General features: G+C 71.5%; 13 protein-coding genes. 8 read left to right on the forward strand and 5 right to left on the reverse strand.

Annotated features, from left to right (window positions below; all coding sequences use genetic code 11):
• Positions 1–166: 166 nt before the first annotated feature.
• The 8 genes from NBY69_RS15485 (at position 167) to NBY69_RS15520 (ending at position 9,125) form a co-directional block, all read left to right on the forward strand.
• Positions 167–1,120, forward strand: coding sequence for an urea transporter (locus tag NBY69_RS15485; protein ID WP_250301481.1), 954 nt, complete (start codon positions 167–169; stop codon positions 1,118–1,120).
• A 4-nt stretch (positions 1,121–1,124) separates the two neighbouring features.
• Positions 1,125–1,430, forward strand: a complete 306-nt coding sequence (locus NBY69_RS15490) for an urease subunit gamma (RefSeq protein ID WP_250301482.1) — start codon at positions 1,125–1,127, stop codon at positions 1,428–1,430.
• A 25-nt stretch (positions 1,431–1,455) separates the two neighbouring features.
• Complete coding sequence (locus NBY69_RS15495) at positions 1,456–1,866, forward strand: urease subunit beta (protein WP_250301483.1); 411 nt, start codon at positions 1,456–1,458, stop codon at positions 1,864–1,866.
• Complete coding sequence (gene ureC, locus NBY69_RS15500) at positions 1,866–3,590, forward strand: urease subunit alpha (RefSeq protein ID WP_250301484.1); 1,725 nt, start codon at positions 1,866–1,868, stop codon at positions 3,588–3,590. The genes NBY69_RS15495 and ureC overlap by 1 nt, the downstream gene beginning before the upstream one ends.
• A gap of 83 nt (positions 3,591–3,673) precedes the next feature.
• The gene (locus NBY69_RS15505; RefSeq protein ID WP_250301763.1) at positions 3,674–4,360 is read left to right on the forward strand and encodes an urease accessory protein UreF; all 687 of its coding nucleotides are present in this window, start codon (positions 3,674–3,676) and stop codon (positions 4,358–4,360) included.
• Between the two features lie 77 nt (positions 4,361–4,437).
• Positions 4,438–5,115 (forward strand): urease accessory protein UreG, encoded by a 678-nt coding sequence (gene ureG / locus NBY69_RS15510; protein ID WP_250301764.1) that lies wholly within the window; start codon positions 4,438–4,440, stop codon positions 5,113–5,115.
• 59 nt (positions 5,116–5,174) lie between these two features.
• Entirely contained in the window at positions 5,175–6,053 is an 879-nt protein-coding gene (locus tag NBY69_RS15515) for an urease accessory protein UreD (RefSeq protein WP_250301765.1), read from the forward strand.
• Between the two features lie 315 nt (positions 6,054–6,368).
• Positions 6,369–9,125, forward strand: a complete 2,757-nt coding sequence (locus NBY69_RS15520; protein ID WP_250301485.1) for a LuxR family transcriptional regulator — start codon at positions 6,369–6,371, stop codon at positions 9,123–9,125.
• A 60-nt stretch (positions 9,126–9,185) separates the two neighbouring features.
• Here NBY69_RS15520 and NBY69_RS15525 read toward each other — a convergent pair whose 3' ends face one another.
• From NBY69_RS15525 to NBY69_RS15545, 5 genes are all read right to left on the reverse strand, one after another.
• Entirely contained in the window at positions 9,186–10,355 is a 1,170-nt protein-coding gene (locus tag NBY69_RS15525) for a thiopeptide maturation pyridine synthase (RefSeq protein WP_250301486.1), read from the reverse strand.
• Entirely contained in the window at positions 10,352–11,371 is a 1,020-nt protein-coding gene (locus NBY69_RS15530) for a lantibiotic dehydratase C-terminal domain-containing protein (RefSeq protein ID WP_250301487.1), read from the reverse strand. Before NBY69_RS15530 ends, NBY69_RS15525 begins: the two co-directional genes overlap by 4 nt.
• Positions 11,358–13,964, reverse strand: a complete 2,607-nt coding sequence (locus tag NBY69_RS15535) for a lantibiotic dehydratase (RefSeq protein ID WP_250301488.1) — start codon at positions 13,962–13,964, stop codon at positions 11,358–11,360. The genes NBY69_RS15530 and NBY69_RS15535 overlap by 14 nt, the downstream gene beginning before the upstream one ends.
• 12 nt (positions 13,965–13,976) lie before the next feature.
• The gene (locus tag NBY69_RS15540; protein ID WP_250301489.1) at positions 13,977–15,917 is read right to left on the reverse strand and encodes a TOMM precursor leader peptide-binding protein; all 1,941 of its coding nucleotides are present in this window, start codon (positions 15,915–15,917) and stop codon (positions 13,977–13,979) included.
• A gap of 78 nt (positions 15,918–15,995) precedes the next feature.
• The gene (locus NBY69_RS15545; protein WP_250301490.1) at positions 15,996–16,178 is read right to left on the reverse strand and encodes a hypothetical protein; all 183 of its coding nucleotides are present in this window, start codon (positions 16,176–16,178) and stop codon (positions 15,996–15,998) included.
• Positions 16,179–16,194: the final 16 nt, after the last annotated feature.

Genomic DNA, 16,194 nt, shown 5'->3' on the forward strand with positions numbered 1-16,194 from the left:
AGCGGTGATGCCCGATCGCGCCCACCTGATCACGCTGCGCGTCCGGCTTCCTGCGCCGCTGTCCCGCTTTCGCCGGGCGTACCGTCTCAACAGAATGTTGATCAAGATCCATAGCCCCCGAAAGCGGGAGTTCTGGTGAATTCGCCATGTCCTCGAAGGAGAAGACATGCCTGTAGCGGAACAGGTGGTGCAGGCAGAGAGCTGGGCCCCTGCCGACACCGGGCGGGCGGGGCTGCGCGGCGTCGCACAGGTCGCACTCAGCTCGAACGCGTGGTCCGGACTGCTGTTCACCGTCGCGCTGTTCGTCGACGGGTGGCAGCTCGGTCTGTACGGTCTGCTCGGCGCGGCGTCGTCCACCGTCGCCGCAGCGCTGCTCGGCGCCGACCGGAAGGGGCTGACCGAAGGGCTGCAGGGCTACTGCGGTTGCCTGACCGGGATCGCTCTCATGGTCCGGCTGGGAGGCTCGTGGCAGACCGCGGTACTGACCGTTCTCGCCGCAGCGGTGTGCTCGGTGCTGAGCGGCGCGGCAGGTCGCTTCCTCGGCCCCCGCGGGCTGCCCGTACTGACGGCCCCCTACTGCCTGGTCGCCGGAGCACTGGTGGTCGCGCTATCGAAGGCCCCGGTGACCGCCGGTGCGACCACTCGTATCTCCGGGTTCACGAACTTGACGGTCACGGAGACCGGGCGGGCGCTCTGCAACAACATCGGCCAGGTCTTCTACCTGGACAAGTGGTACGCGAGCCTGCTCGTGCTCGTGGGGCTCTTCGTCGCCTCGCGGATCGCCGGCCTCGCGGCGATCGGCGCGAGCGCCCTGACACTCCTGACCTCCTGTGTGGCGGGGCTGCCGGCCGACCGGATCGTCGAGGGGCTGTACGGCTACAACGGCGTGCTCTGCGCTGTCGCGCTGGCAGCCACCTTCCTGACTCTCACCCCGTGGACCGCCGGGTACGCGGCGCTCGCCGCCGTGGCCTCGGTCCCCTTCACCGCCGCCTGGGAGGTCTTTGCCCAGCCGTCCGGTGGATACCCCTTCACCTGGCCGTTCACCGTGACGACCTGGCTCTTCCTGGCGGCCGGTCCAGCTCTGGGCCGGCCCGGCATCTCGTTCGAGAAAGCAATGTGACGCCATGAACCTCGCACCGCGGGAAATCGACAAACTCCACGTCTACGTGGTGGCGGACCTGGCCCGCCGCCGCCGAGCCCGGGGAACCAAACTCAACTACAGCGAGGCCGCCGCGCTGATCACCGAGGCCGTACTGGAGGCCGCGCGCGACGGCCACACCGTCGCCGAGTGCATGGAACTGGGCCGCAAGGTCGTCTCGGGCGACGACGTGATGCCCGGCGTACGGGAGATGCTCACCGTCCTGCAGGTCGAGACGGCCTTCATCGACGGCACGAAACTCGTCACCTGCCACGACCCGATCAGCGCCTGAACACCCGAGGCAAGAGGAGACACAGATGTCGGGCGGAGCCCACTACCTCTACGGGGACGATCCCGTGGAGATCAACGCCAACCGGGCCAGGACCAGGCTCTCCGTCGCCAACACCGGCGACCGGGCCGTCCAGATCGGATCCCACTACCACTTCTTCGAGACCAACCGCGCGCTGCGCTTCGACCGTGAGGCCGCCTACGGCATGCGCCTCGACATCCCCTCCGGCACCGCTGTGCGCTTCGAGCCCGGCGACACCCGCGAGGTGGACCTGTGTGCCTTCGCGGGCACCGGGCGGCTCACCGGCTTCGCCGGACTCGTCAACGGGGGCCTGTCGGCCCCGGACACCAAGCGCACCGCGCTCCGCCGCGCCGAGGAGCTGGGTTTCATCCACCCCGACAGCGCGGACGACACCGACAACGAGGGGGACCGGAACTGATGGCCATCATCCCGCGCAAGCAGTACACGGACCTGTTCGGTCCCACCGTGGGCGACCGGTTCCACCTGGCGGACACCAACCTGGTCGTCGAGGTCGAGTACGACCACAACGCCGGTTCCTACGGGGAAGAGGCCGTATACGGCGGCGGCAAGGCCATCCGGGACGGAATGGCGCAGGACCCGTCCGCGCTGAACCGCGAGGGCGCCCTGGACCTCGTCATCACCAATGTCGTGGTCATGGACCCGGTCCTGGGCGTCGTCAAGGGCGACATCGGCGTCCGCGGCGGCCTGATCGTCGGCGTCGGCAAGGCGGGCAACCCGCACCTCCAGACCGGTGTGGACCCCAAGCTCGTCATCGGCCCCGGCACCGAAGTGATATCCGGTGAGCACCTCATCGCCACCGCCGGCGGCGTCGACACGCACATCCACTTCATCTCGCCGCAGCAGGCCCAGGAGGGCCTGTCCAACGGCATCACCACCTTCTTCGGCGGTGGCACCGGTCCGACCGACGGCAGCAACGGCACGACCTGTACGCCCGGTCCGTGGAACATCCACCGGATGCTGGAGGCCGTGGAGGATCTGCCGGTCAACGTGGGACTGCTCGGCAAGGGCAACGGCAGCCTGCCCGAGGCCCTGCGCGAGCAGGTCGAGGCAGGTGCGGCCGGGCTGAAGGTGCACGAGGACTGGGGCGCCACCCCCGCCACCATCGACACCGCGCTGCGGGTCGCCGACGAGTACGACGTCCAGATGGCCATTCACACCGACACCCTCAACGAGGGTGGCTTCTACGAGGACACCCTGTCGGCGATCGACGGCCGGACCATCCACACCTTCCACACCGAGGGCGCGGGCGGCGGGCACGCCCCGGACATCATCCGGGTGTCGGGCGAGGCCAACGTGCTCCCGGCCTCCACCAACCCCACGCTGCCGTACACGGTCAACGCGGTGGACGAGCTGCTGGACATGGTGATGGTCTGTCACCACCTGTCCCGCGACATCCCCGAGGATGTCTCGTTCGCCGACAGCCGGGTGCGTGCCGAGACGATCGCGGCCGAGACCGTGCTGCACGACCTCGGCGTGATCAGCATCTTCTCGTCGGACTCGCAGGCGATGGGGCGGGTCGGTGAGTCCTTCATCCGCGCCTTCCAGACCGCGCACCACTGCAAGGCGCTGCGCGGCCCGCTGGCGGAGGACAGCTCCCGCAACGACAACGCGCGTGTCCTGCGGTACCTGGCCAAGCTGACGATCAACCCCGCGACAGCGGTCGGCGCCGCGGACGTGATCGGTTCCCTGGAGCCCGGCAAACTCGCCGACATCGTGCTCTGGCCGATCCACTCCTTCGCGGCCAAGCCCAAGATGATCATCAAGGGCGGCATGGTCAACTGGGCCCTGATGGGCGACCCCAACGCTTCCCTGCCGACGCCCCAACCGGTGTACTACCGGCCGATGTTCGGCACCTACGGCCGCGCCAAGCAGCGTACGTCGGTGACGTTCATGTCGCAGGCGTCGATCGCCGCGGGCGTCCCCGGCGAGCTGGGGCTCCAGCGGCGGATCGAGCCGGTTCAGCGCTGCCGGACCATCGGCAAGGAGCACATGGTGCGCAACGACGCGCTACCGCGCATCGAGGTGGACCCGGAGACGTACAAGGTCACCGTCGACGGCGAGCCCGCCACCATCGAGCCTGCCGAGCGGCTCCCGCTCAACCACCTCTTCTACATCGTCTGACCGTCCCCTTCGACGGCCCGCAACGGCCGGACGACATCGGACGGCCAGCTGGCACGAACGGAAACCCCGGCGTGAACGACCCGATGCCGATCCCGGCGCTGCTGACCGGACTTCAGCTCACCGACTCGGCCTTCCCCAGCGGCTACTACACCCTCTCCCACGGTCTGGAGGGCTTCCAGCAGGCCCGCGCGGTCACCCCGCGCGGCCTGCCGGACCTCCTCCACGACCTGCTGCGTCACAGCGCGGGGCCGGCCGACGCGACCGCCCTCGCCCTCGCCCACCGTGCGGTCACCACCGACGCGTGGGACGAGGTGGTGGCCGTGGAACAGCGGCTGCACGCCACCAAGCTGGGCCGTGAGGCGAGGCAGGCCACCGTCCGCACCGGGCGGCAGTTGCTGGACCTGGCCGACGAGGTCTACGCCACTCCCCCGATCGAGCGGTACCGGGCCCTCTACCGGGACGGCGCCGTACGCGGCTGCCAGCCGGTCGTCGCCGCCGTCGTCCACGCGGGCAACGGAGTACCCGCCCGCCAGGCGGTCACCTGCGAACTGTTCGCCTTCGCGGCCAGCTTCGTGGGGGCCGCCCTGCGGCTCCGGCTGACCGACCACCGCCGGGCGCAGGTCGTCCTGCACGGGGCCGCCGCAGTGATCGAGGAGACCGTCGACGCCGCCCTGCGGCGAGAACTGGCCGACCTCGGAGGCTGCGTCCCGGTGGCGGACATCATGTCGGGCCGTCACGAGCGGGCCGAGGCCCGGCTGTTCGCCAGTTAGACCCGCGTCCCCGTCCCCTTCCGTGTCCCCTCCCCCGCGAAGACACCACACCAGACAGGATCACCATGCACGACCCCATGCAGGCCAGGCACCACCACAGCCACGACGAGCTCATCCGGCGGCCCAAGGACGGCGTGCTGCGCGTCGGCATCGCCGGACCGGTCGGCTCCGGCAAGACCGCCCTGATCGAGGCGCTCGTCCCGGTGCTGATCGAGCGCGGCCGGATCCCTGCCGTCATCACCAACGACATCTACACCACCGAGGACGCCGCCCATGTGCGCCGTACTCTGGCCGGGCTCCTGGACGCGGAGCGGATCGTCGGCGTGGAGACCGGGGCCTGTCCGCACACCGCCGTTCGGGACGACCCGACGATGAACCAGGCGGCGGCGGACGAACTCCTGGAACGTTTCCCCGAGGTGGACACCCTGCTCTTCGAGAGCGGCGGCGACAATCTGACGCTCACCTTCAGCCCGGCGCTGGTCGACCTCTTCCTGTTCGTGCTGGACACCGCCGAGGGCGACAAGATGCCGCGCAAGCGGGGCCCCGGCATCACCGAGTGCGAGCTCCTGGTGATCAACAAGGTCGACATCGCCCAGTACGTGCGGTGCGATCTGGGCGTCATGGAGTCGGACGCGCGCCGGGTCAGGGAAGGCCGGCCGGTGGTGCTGACCAACTCGCTCACCGGGGAGGGGCTCGGCACCATCGCCGACTTCCTCCTGTCCCACGAGGCCGCCGGGGCGGCGGCTTCCGCGTGACCGAGGCGCCCGCGCGGCTGGACCCCGCGCACTACGAACCCCGGCGGGTACCGGCCCGGATGCTCGACCTGGCCGGCCCACCGGACACCCTGGCCGCCGGGCGCCCCGGCAAGGTCGGGCTGCTCGAACTGCGCTACGCGCGGGTGGGCGACCGGACCGAACTCGTCGACCGCTACCAGAAGTCACCGCTGCAGATCATGCGCCCGCTGTACATCGACCCGCAGCGGCCCGACCTGCCGGTGACCTATCTGATGTCGACCGGGGGCGGCATCATCCAGGCCGACCGCAACCGGATGGACATCGACTGCGGCCCCGGCACCGCGGTTCACCTGACCACGCAGGCCGCCACCAAAGTGCACCGGATGGAATTCGACCACGCGACCCAGGTCGTCAACCTCACTGCGGGGGAGGGCAGTTACGTCGAGTACCTGCCGGACGCCCTGATCCCGTACCGGGACGCACGCTTCTACCAGCAGACCCGGGTGACCGTCGACCCGACCGCCACCGTGCTGCTGAGCGAGACGATCGCGGCCGGGCGGCTGGCCCGCGGTGAACGGCACGCCTACCGCCTGCTCTTCAGCGACCTGGAGATCCAGCGCCCGGACGGGACACTTCTGGCGCTGGACACGGTCCGCCTCGATCCGCACGGCTCGGGGCCGGTCACCGGGCCCGCCGTCTTCGCGGACCACGACCTGATGGCCACGCTGTACGCGGTCACTCCGCTCGCCCCCGCGGCCGAGGTGGCCGACATCCTCCACGAGGCCCTGCTGACCACCGGCCTGGCCTTCGGGGTGAGCACCCTGCCCGACGACTGCGGGGCGTGGGTACGCGTCGTCAGCAGTGACTCGCCGGCCCTGACGCGGGCGATGCGCGTCGCGTGGGACGCCCTGCGGCGGTTGCTCATCGGCGTCCCGGCCCCGGACCTGCGCAAGACCTGACAGCGGTTCACCACAGGGCTGTTGAGCCACCGGGCCGTCGAGCGGGCCCGCGCGCACAGTCACGATGCCGGGCGGGCTTGCGCGGGCCCCGAACTCACCCTCGCCCGGCACGGAACGTACACGCCTCCACACGTCGCGTCACGAACACCATTGAGGCCGACAGCCCTGCGGTGTAGGGTGATCATGCATGAAATGGTGGCTTATGGGGCCGGGGTGCAAGGGCTCGCGTCTCCGCGTCCGAGTGCCGACCACGACACCGAACTCCGCATCCCGGTGCGGTGGTTGAAGCGCGACAGGTCGTGCGGGGAGGGGCGGATGACCTTGACCGGGCTGACCGGCCGTGGCACCGAAATGGCGCGACTGCGTGCCGCGATCGACAAGGCCCGTACGGGGCGTCCGGTCACCCTGCTGGTGCGCGGCGAACCGGGGATCGGGAAGTCGGCGGTGCTGGAAGCACTCTCCGTGCTCGCCGCCGACACCGGCTTCGAGGTGGCCGTCGCCCGCACCCGGGCCTACCCCGACAGCCCGTTCGCGGCAGCTGATCACCTCCTCGGCCGTCTGCTGAGTGCGGGCGCCCCGGCCACGCCGTCCACGGACCGGCCGGCCCTCCTGGAACATCTGCGGCACCTCGTCGATCTGGTGCGGACACACGCACACCGTTCCCCGGTCGTCCTCTGCCTGGACGACGTGGCCGACGCGGACCCCTGGTCGTTGCGCTGGCTTCTCGCCCTGGCGGGCTCCGCGTATCCCACCCAGGTGGTCATCGCGTTGTCCGCCGACGACTTCGGCGTGGGCCACGAACCTCCGGGCGGAGCCCGGCTCACCGCCCTCGCCGAGCACATCGACCTCACCGGTCTGCCGGCGGCAGCACTCAGCGACTTCGCGGCGGCCCGTTGCGGGGTCGCACTCGACGAGAACTCCGCTTCCGTCTGTCACGAGTTGACCGGGGGCAACCCCAGCCTGGTAGTGGCTCTGCTGTCGGCCCACACCGGCCGCGCCCCGACCGCTGGAGAGCTGCGCGCCACGGTGGGTTCCGCGGTGCTCCCGGGGACCGAACGCTGGCTGGGAGAGCTGAGCCGACCCGCACTCGCACTGGCGAGGGCGGTCGCCGTGCTCGGCACCGACGCGGAGATCGCCCAGGCCGCCGACCTCGCCCGGCTGACCGTCAGCGACACGCTGTCCGCGCTGGACGAACTGTCCGACCGCTGCCTGTTGGCCAACCGCACGCCGCCGGCCTTCCGTCACCCGCTACTGGCCGCGATGGTCATCGGCAGGATCCCGGTCGGCACCCGCGCCGCCCTGCACCTGCGGGCGGCCGAGATTCTGCGCGACGGGCACTTCGGCGCGACCTCCGTCGCCCGGCAGTTGGTCGCGGCCGGGCCGCTCGGCCTGAGCTGGACCGTCCGGCCGCTGCGGACCGCGGCCCGCAGACTGGCGCAGGAGGGCCGGGCCGACGACGCCGCCCAGCACCTCCGCGGAGTGCTGCGGGACCGGTTACGGCCGCGTGTGCGGTCGGCCGTGCGGCGCGAGCTGGCCCGGCTGGACGCGTTCGTCGACCCGGACCTCACCGCACATCAGCTGGACGCGGCCCGTCAGGAGGCGGCTGATCCGGTGATCGCGACCGACTACGCCGTGGCCCTGGCCGGTCTGCTGACCGAGTGCGGGCGACCCGCGGACGCGGTGACGGTCCTCGACGACACCACGGTCCGGCTGGGCACAGCGGCACCGGAACAGTGCTGGCGGCTGCGGCTGCACAAGGCGTACATCTGTCTGGACGGTCCTGGCCGGCTGGTGGGGACCGCCGACCCGCTGGACGAACTGATCGCCCGGAGCCCGCAACACGCCGCCGCCCGCCGGGAACTGGCCGGGCTGCGGGCCGCCGACGCGGTCCGCACGGGCAAGGACCGCGCAGCGGCTGTGCGATTCGCCGGACAGGCGCTGGCCGAGAACCAGGACGGTCCGGGAAGGTCCTGGTGGCACGGGTGTATCGCCCTGATCCGGGCCGACGAGCTGACCGAGGCGTGGACACACTGCAGCCGGATCCGGCCGGCCGACGGGGCCCGGCCCGGACACTGGGACCATGTCACCGCGGAACTGCTGCGCGCCACGATCCACCGTGTCCGCGGCGACCTGACCCGTGCGGCGGACGCACTGGCGCCCATGACGGAGCTGTTGAGCGTGGCGGCGTCCACGTCCCGGCTGCCGGCGGCGCTCGCCGTGTCGGTCCTGGCCGAGGCGCGGGCCCTGATGGGCGACACGAGCACCGCTCTCGCGCTGCTCACCGGCTGCGGGCTGGACCAGGAGCTGCCGTTGCGGCAGGACACCCCGGCCGTACTGGCCGCGCGTGCGGTGGTGCGGGAGTGCACCGGAGAGCTGTCACGTGCGGTCGAGGACCACCTCGCCGTGGGCCGGCTGCTGTCCGGTCGCCGGGTGCGCAATCCGGCGGTGGTGCCATGGCGGTCGCGCGCCGCGCAGTTGCTCGCCGCGGCGGGTGAGCCCGCCGAGGCCGCCCATCTCGCTGTCGCCGAGTTGGAGGACGCGCGGCAGTGGGGCACCGCCCGTGCGATCGGGACCGCCCAGCACGCGGTCGCCATGGCCGCGACCGGCCCACAGCGCATCGGCCTGCTCGCAGCCGCCGTCGGCACCCTGGCACGCTCACCGGCCAGACTGGAGCTGGCCGCCGCCCGGTTCGACCTGGGTGCGGCACTGGGCGCGGCGGGCAGGCTGAGCGAAGCGCGGACCGAGCTGACCGCCGCCCTGTCGACCGCCACGTCGTGCGGCGCACAACCGCTGGTGCACCGGATCGAGACCGTACAGCAGGAGGTCTTCCCCGAGGGCCCGGACGAACCGCTGCATCCGACGCTGCGGAACCTCACCCCGCAGGAGCTGCGGATCCTGCGCCTCGCGCGGAACGGCCACACCAACCGGGCCATCGCCGGAAAGCTGTTCGTCACCGTACGCACCGTGGAGTTCCACCTGTCCGGCGCCTACCGCAAACTCGGCATCTCCGGACGCCGGCAGCTCGCCGAGATCATCCCGGCGACGCTGACGGCACAACCCGGAGGCCGCTGAGGCCCGTCCGCCCTCCCGGAAGGGGCGGACGGACCGTCGGACCGGGACGGCCGGTACGGCTCACGTCGTCCCCTCCGCCCCCTGTGTGCCTGTCCGCACCCACTCGGGTGTACCGGCCGCGGGCGTCCCGACCACGTACCGCTGGAAGTTGCCGACGGCGGAGACACCGTGCACCGTTTCGACGGTGTTCGCCGCCAGGTGGCAGAGCAGCCCACGGTCCACCGGCTTCAGCCCGAGGCGGTTGAGGTGGATGTACAGGTAGTTCACCACCAGCCGGAAGGACGCGAACCAGTGGTCGGCCCGGATGAAGTCCTCGTGTCCGTGGTCCGTCTGCAGCAACTGGTGGAACTCACTGACCTGTTGGGTCGGCATCCGGGGCGCGAGGGCGGCCCCGCCCATCGACACCTCGCCCGACGCCAGCAGCGGGTGCGCCGTCCGCTGATGGCGGCGGACCGCCTCGGCCCAGTCCACGACGAACGGTGGTTCCGTACCGTTGCCGGCCAGTGCCGACTCCACCGCGCGCAGCCGCTCGGACAACGCGTCCGCCTGCCGCAGGTAGCGCTCGTCGAACGCCGCCCGGTACCCGGCCGGGTCCTGGGTCCGGGACAGGAAGGCGTCCGCGTGGGAACGCAGCGACATGAATCCGCGCTCGATCGGCGCTCCGCCCGCGTCGAAGGGAATGGCCGCCACCGACACGGTGGTCCACATCAGGTCCAGGGCCAGCAGCGGCAGCGCTCCCCCGCGGTCGACGTGGTCGTACATCCGGAACGCCAGCTCGTTGGTGTCACTGAGGAATCCGGCCAGCAGGTCACTGGCCCGCATCGAACCCAGTACCGGAAGCCGGTGGTCATAGGGCTGTTCGAGAACGGTGTTGTCCGCCACCCAGGGGTGCCGCGGTCCGGTCTCCATCTCCAGCTCCGCCAGCCTCGCGTGCACCGGAGCCAGCGCGGACTCGTCCGACCGGGCAGTGGAGGGGTGGGCGTCCAGGTACTCGCCGATCACCGAGATGACCGTCGGTCGCACCCGGGCGGCCCACAGCTCCCCGGAGGTGAGGAAGTTGAGCCGCAGATGCGGGCCGCGCAGCCAGTGACGGCCGAACCAGGCGCCGTCGACCCAGGTGCGCACGGCGTCGAACGCCGGTCGGACGGCGTGCAGTACGAGGGCGGGCTCCGCGTTCTCGGCGTGGTGGTGGACGTGGATGCTGTGCCACTGGACGGGCGCTCCGTTCACGAGGCGGCCAACGCCTCGGGCAGCTCCGCGAGGACCCGTCCCACCAGGAAGCGCAGCTGGTTCTCCTGCCACAGGGTGAGTCCGAGCCGGTTGTTGACCAGGTGTGCGCAGCGCAGCAGCACCAGACTCGTGGCCGGGTGGTCGGTGGCTGCCAGGTCGAGGGGGCCGGCCAGCGGAGAGTCGGCCCACTCGGAGACGAAACCGCCGGCCTCCTCCAGGCTGTGCAGTTCGTCCCGGAGCCGGCGCACCGAAGCCAGCCAGTAGGCCCGCTGGTCCCCGACGGCCGTCGGCCGGGTGGCCAGGTGCCAGGTACGCAGGGCCCGTTCGCGGAGCTTCGCACGCTGGGCCCGGTATCGCGGCTCGACGTCGGCGGCCTCCGGGCCACTGCCGAACGGCAGGGGTGGGCCGCCGTGCCGGGCCCACCGGTCGCGCACCTCGTCGCACAGCGCGAACACCCCGATGACGAGGTCGAACGCCAGCAGCGCGCGTTGTTCCACGGTCGTACCGGCGGCCACCACGGACTGGGCCAGTTCGCTGGACTCGAAGAAGTGCTGCTCCACGGCGCCGATGGCCGCGCCGTATCCGTAGTCCGCGTGTTCCCGCTCGTAGGGCCGCAACTCCACTGTGTTGTTGGCCCGGACCACCTGGTCGTGGCCGGACCGACCCTCCAGACCGGCCAGTCCCTCGGCCACCTGGGCGAAGTGTGAGCGGTCCACCACGTCCGGGGCGGGACTGCGTGCCAGGAACGCCTCGATCCGTTCGACCGCCCGCCGCTCCACCTCGGCCCGGTCGGCGGTGCGGGCGGGCAGCAGCCGCAGCCGGACGTGCGGGCCGCCCTCCCAGTACCGCAGGTAGAAGTACCGCTGCACCAGGCCGTCGTCCGTCAGTGTCCCGACGAGCGGTCGGACGCAGTCGGTCAGCAGCAGGTCCTGGTCGGTGTCGTAGAAGATGTGTGCGCACACCCAGTCCGAGCCCTCGGCCGTACTGGGGTCCAGCCGGTCGCTAACGGTCAGCATCGCGTCCTCCGTTGATCTCGACGAGGTATTCGGTCACCCGGGATCCGTTGTCCCCGTAGCTCGGCGCGTCCGCCGGTCCCGGCAGAGCTTCCTGAAGGAACAGGAGGTGTCGCGGGTCGGTCAGCATCCGTTCGAAGACGCCGACCAGCAGCAGGCTGGCGAAGTCGACGTACAGCGGCTTGCGTGACTTGATCCGCCATACGCTGCCGCCGACCACCGAGTCCGGGTCGAGGCCGCGGACGAAACAGCGCTGCGGCATTCCGTGCGTGTGCAGCCATGCCGCCAGCCTCACCAGACGGGCCCGGTCGCTCTCGCCCTTCTGCCGCGAGGGCACGGCACTCACCGGGAACACCCACTGGCGGCGGCTGACCGTGGTCCTGCCGATGACCACCCTGGGCTGGGCCAGCACGCCGTCGACCCGGTCCAGCGAGGTGTCGCCGAACATCCGGCGGCCCGGGATGAGCAGGTTGGCTGTCGCACCGAACGCCTGCATCAGCAGCCGGATCGCGGGCGGAAGCCACAGCTCGGCGATGAGGTTGGGGTGCACCGGGCGCACCACGGCATCGCGGCTGCGCGACCGCAGGGTGAGCAGCTCCAGGTCCGGATCGTGTCGTACGACGAGGTCCCCGACCGGGATGCGCTCGGCGGCGCTCCGTCGGCTGAGTCCCCCCGGATAGTCGATCTCGCAGGCCAGGGCCGAGGTGCGCAGCCCGACGTTGCTCCCGTAGTGGCGGCAGGTGTCCGCGAGGATCTCGTCGGCGGGCGGCGGCGCCGTGGCCACCTCCGCGGCGGTCCCCGCCTGGGCCAGCAGACGCCGTACCCGGTCGCGTCCCCGGCCGTGTCCGGAGTTGACGGCGTTGATCACGAACTGTGGTTCGCCGGCGCCGCCGACGGGCTGTCCGTAGAAGGCCACCGAGTCCGGCGGGCGCATCCAGGCCGGCCACTGTCCGGCCGCCGCGGACAGCTGTTGCGGGTCCAGGCGCAGCACACCTCGCTCGTCCGCCTGCCCTTCGAGTACGGTGGCGCACAACTCCGCCCGGATCCGGGACAGTTCACGGATCCGGGGCAGGCGGTGGTGCGCCAGGGCCTGGTAGCCATGGGTGGCGATGGACAACACGCCCGGCAGATCGGGGTCCTCGCGCAGCCACTGCTGCACCGCCCGGTGGAACACCAGGAACGGCACGGTGGCGCCCGGTCCGATCCGTTCGGCGAACGCCTCGGTGAGTGCGACCCGGCCGGGCAGCGCCGGGTCGAGCACGGCGTAGCAGCGGCGTACGGCATCCAGGTCCCTCAGCACCGGCGTCCAGCGCTGCCGGTCGGGTCCGTCGGCGGGCGCGGTCAGCAGGGCGTTCTCGATGATGCTGTTCTTGGCCGGCAGGTCGATGCGGTCCGGTCCGGCCAGCGTTCTGATGCGGAGCAGCGCGGCATCGATCTCCCTGGAGCGCCGCAGCCGGTCCGAGGGGCGCGCGAGCACCGGGTAATCGGCGAGGTGACCGGCCAGTTCGGCCAGGGCACTGCTCAGCTCTTCCAGGGCCGGTCCCGCGCTCGCCACCCAGGTGCGGAGTTCGCCGAGTGGGTCGAGCGCCTGATCGGCGAAGGGGCGCTCGGCTTCCAGAAGTCCGAGCTCCACCAGCCTGCCCAGGTAGGCATCGGCTGCGGCGGGGGTGCTCCCGGTCCGGGCCGCCGTCTCGTCGACGGCGTCCTCACGGACCCGTCCCGCTCCCGTCACCGCGTCCACGCACGCCTGGACCGGTGCGGTGGCCGCCAGGCTGCGCAGCGGCTCGTCGGATCCGGGGCCGAGGAACTCCCAGCGGTCTCCGGCCAGCAGCGCGCTCGGGTTGAGCCGTAGCCGCAGGCGCCCCGCGAGGGCCGGATGCCCGCTGAGTTGCCTGACCAGTTGCTGCACCACCCAGACGTTGATCTCCACGACGCTCCGCACGGCCGGGCCGGTCGCGGGGGCAGCGGTGTTCCGTCCGTGCCAGTGGCCGATGCCGCTGATGGTGAAGGTGCTGAACGGGCTGGTCTTCGTGGTGATCCGGGCGAGGTACTTGGTCAGCCGGAGCGCCAGGCCGCGGTCCGGTGCGGTGTCGTCCGGCCGGGCCAGCCACTTGCGCAGTTGGCCGTAGCACACCGGGCTGCTCAGGATCAGTCCGTGCTGGAAGGCCGGATCGGCGACCGCCTTCCTCAGCAGGATGTGCTGGTTCCTGGTGTGGTGGCCGACCAGTTCGTCCAGGTGCGCCACGTCGTGCCGGTGTGCGGCCACCAGTTCCAGCCAGGCTCGTACGCCGTCGGCCACGTGGGCCGGCAGGAGCGCGCGAATCCCGTCGTTCCAGCAACGGGCCGCCAGTGGCCTCCCGTTGTGGATGGAACGACGCAGCGCGACCAGTTCCGGTTTTCCTGCCGGGCCTCGTCCGATCAGCTCGAACAGCGCGTCGGACAGCTCGTCCGCGGTGGCCGCCAGTCTTCGTTCACCGGCCAGCACCGTTTCGACCTGGTCCCACAGTTCCGGCGACCGCATGTCGTCCAGCATCGGTACGGGCAGCCCGCCGATCCGGATGCCGAACGTGTCCGGGGTCGAGAAGTCCTCTGTCATGACCGGCTCCAGTCACGGGAACGGGTGCGGATGCGGGTTGATGTCCGCCAGGGGCATGGGTCCGGCGCGGTAGCCGAGGTCGCCGGGCAGCTGGCTCAGCCGGGGCAGACCGTGGGTGCGGCGCATCCGGTGTCCGAACGTCATCGGCAGCAGTCCCGGGATGATCACCTTCGCGCAGGCGAGGCCGCCCGCGCGGTGCTCGTCCGTGGTCTGGTCCACCACGATGACGTCCTGGCCCCGGTCGGTGAACCGTGCCACCACCTCGGCCAGGTCGGCGCGGATGTCGTCGCCGCGCGGCCGACAGGTGGCCCGTCCGAACGCCTCGGCCACCGGCCGTCCCACGTCGTCCTCCAGCAGGAATCCGAACCGGTCGAACGCGGCGGGGTGGCAGTACAGCAGGGCGTGGTCGCGCATCTCCCGCACCAGGGACGGGTCGGCGACCATCGCCTCGATCCTGGCCAGTTCGTCGCGGTACGCGAACCGGTTCCAGCCCAGATTCGCCGCGAGCTCCAAGACCCCGTTGAGCAGGGCCTGTTCGGGATCGAAGTGCGCACCGGCAGCGCAGATCGCCGCGGGCTCCAGGCCGGGAGAAGGGTGCACCGCCATGACCCAGGCCGTGGGGATGCCGTGCTCCGGGGTGGTGGCGAAGGCCAGGACGTGGTGACCGCTGTCCTGGCGGATCCGTTCGGCCAGCATGCCGATGCGCGGGTCGGACACGGTGTTCAGGTCCACCCTGGGTGCGGGCAGCCGGGCGTACCAGGTCAGCAGGAAGGCGTCCCGTTCCGCCAGCTCCGCCACCCCGTGCAGTGCCGCCTCCTCCAGACAGCCGCCCAGAGCACACCCGTTGGACACCTCGTACGCCAGCGGCCGGGCGAGCGGGTTGTCGTGCCGGGTGCGGTAGTAGGCGTAGTCCTCGGGCACCAGTACCGGGGCGTCGCGGGCGAAGGAGTGGCCCCACACCCAGTTCAGTTCCAGATCCGGATCGAACGGCGGGTAGGGGAATCCGGGCTCGGCGTACCGGTCCGGTGGGTACAGTCCCAGCGTGGTCGGGCAGACGGCCCATTCGCCCAGATCCCCGTAGCCGGCCCGCACCGCCGTGCGGTGGCCTCCCGGCCGGGCGCCGCCGAGCCGCTCCAGCGCCTCCGCCAGTGCGGTGCGCCCGCAGCCGGCGTAGTCGAGGTCACGGCCGAAGCCCGCCTCCTGCTCCTGCCCGGGGAGGTGCACGGGGGCGGACACCATGGGATAGCGGTAGTCGGTCCGTACGTCGAGTTGGCGGACCACCCCGGTGTGACCGTCCACGTAGGTCTTCACCAGCGTGTCCCAGTCAGCCTTGAGATCGCGGACCCGGTAAGTGTCCCTGGAGAGCTTCGTGCGGGGCTTCGCCATGAGGGTGGGCGGCCGGTCGGCGGGCAGAGCGCCGCACCGGGGGCAGCACGGATCGGCGAGGAACGGGTGCGCGTCGACCGCCATGTCGGTCAGCGACAGGAGTACGACGGCGTTCGTCGTCCACCGGCCGGGTGGATCGTCGAATTCCGCCGCCACCAGGTCACCGACCGCATCGCACGCCCAGGAGGACAGCAACGGGGCCGGGCGTTCGGCCAGTTGACCGCTGAACCGGCGTACCAGTTCGGTCCTGGGGCTACCGGGGCCGAGCGCGCGGTCCCGCCGGGTCCGGGCGCACTGCGCGCAGCCGGCCCGGCCCGGGACGACGGAGGGCCCGATGACGACGTTGCCCAACTCGACCCGTACCGGCAGCCACCTGGTGTCGGTACGGTCCGGCGCGGTGCCGGTGCGCCAGCCGTCGTACGCGGTGACGATCCCGGCGCAGTCGGCGTCCGGACGGGCGACCAGCCGGTGCGTCCGGGAGACGGAGGTCCGGATCGCGGCGGCGAGTCTGCCCCGGCCGAGCACGGCGACACCGGGGGCTGGGGGCGCTCCTGCGGCCTCGGTCAACGTCTCATTCCTCGTCGGTCGGTACGGCGCCGTGCCCGGCGGACGGACTGTCCGCCAGGCACGGCCGTGCGGAACGCGTCAGCAGCAGCAACAGGAGCAGCAGCTCGCGGGTGTGCCGGTCGAGGTGCAGTTGGACGCGCCGATCTCGACCATGGCGTGGCCGACGTTGATCGACTCCAGGCTTGCGCCCGGCGAGGTCGGCAGGATGTCGAGCTCGTTCACGCTGAGGTCAGCGAGGTCCAGGACGAGGTCCGTTGGCATCGATGTCCCCTCTCTC

Source organism: Streptomyces sp. A 4/2, assembly GCF_940670765.1.
Classification (GTDB): domain Bacteria; phylum Actinomycetota; class Actinomycetes; order Streptomycetales; family Streptomycetaceae; genus Streptomyces.

Excerpts from the sequence above, each read along its gene's own strand:
- NBY69_RS15485 (WP_250301481.1), top strand. The coding sequence starts at position 167 with ATGCCTGTAGCGGAACAGGTGGTGCAGGCAGAGAGCTGGGCCCCTGCC.
- NBY69_RS15490 (WP_250301482.1), top strand. The coding sequence starts at position 1,125 with ATGAACCTCGCACCGCGGGAAATCGACAAACTCCACGTCTACGTGGTG.
- NBY69_RS15495 (WP_250301483.1), top strand. The coding sequence starts at position 1,456 with ATGTCGGGCGGAGCCCACTACCTCTACGGGGACGATCCCGTGGAGATC.
- ureC (WP_250301484.1), top strand. The coding sequence starts at position 1,866 with ATGGCCATCATCCCGCGCAAGCAGTACACGGACCTGTTCGGTCCCACC.
- NBY69_RS15505 (WP_250301763.1), top strand. The coding sequence starts at position 3,674 with ATGCCGATCCCGGCGCTGCTGACCGGACTTCAGCTCACCGACTCGGCC.
- ureG (WP_250301764.1), top strand. The coding sequence starts at position 4,438 with ATGCAGGCCAGGCACCACCACAGCCACGACGAGCTCATCCGGCGGCCC.
- NBY69_RS15515 (WP_250301765.1), top strand. The coding sequence starts at position 5,175 with ATGCTCGACCTGGCCGGCCCACCGGACACCCTGGCCGCCGGGCGCCCC.
- NBY69_RS15520 (WP_250301485.1), top strand. The coding sequence starts at position 6,369 with ATGACCTTGACCGGGCTGACCGGCCGTGGCACCGAAATGGCGCGACTG.
- NBY69_RS15530 (WP_250301487.1), bottom strand. The coding sequence starts at position 11,371 with ATGCTGACCGTTAGCGACCGGCTGGACCCCAGTACGGCCGAGGGCTCG.
- NBY69_RS15535 (WP_250301488.1), bottom strand. The coding sequence starts at position 13,964 with ATGACAGAGGACTTCTCGACCCCGGACACGTTCGGCATCCGGATCGGC.
- NBY69_RS15545 (WP_250301490.1), bottom strand. The coding sequence starts at position 16,178 with ATGCCAACGGACCTCGTCCTGGACCTCGCTGACCTCAGCGTGAACGAG.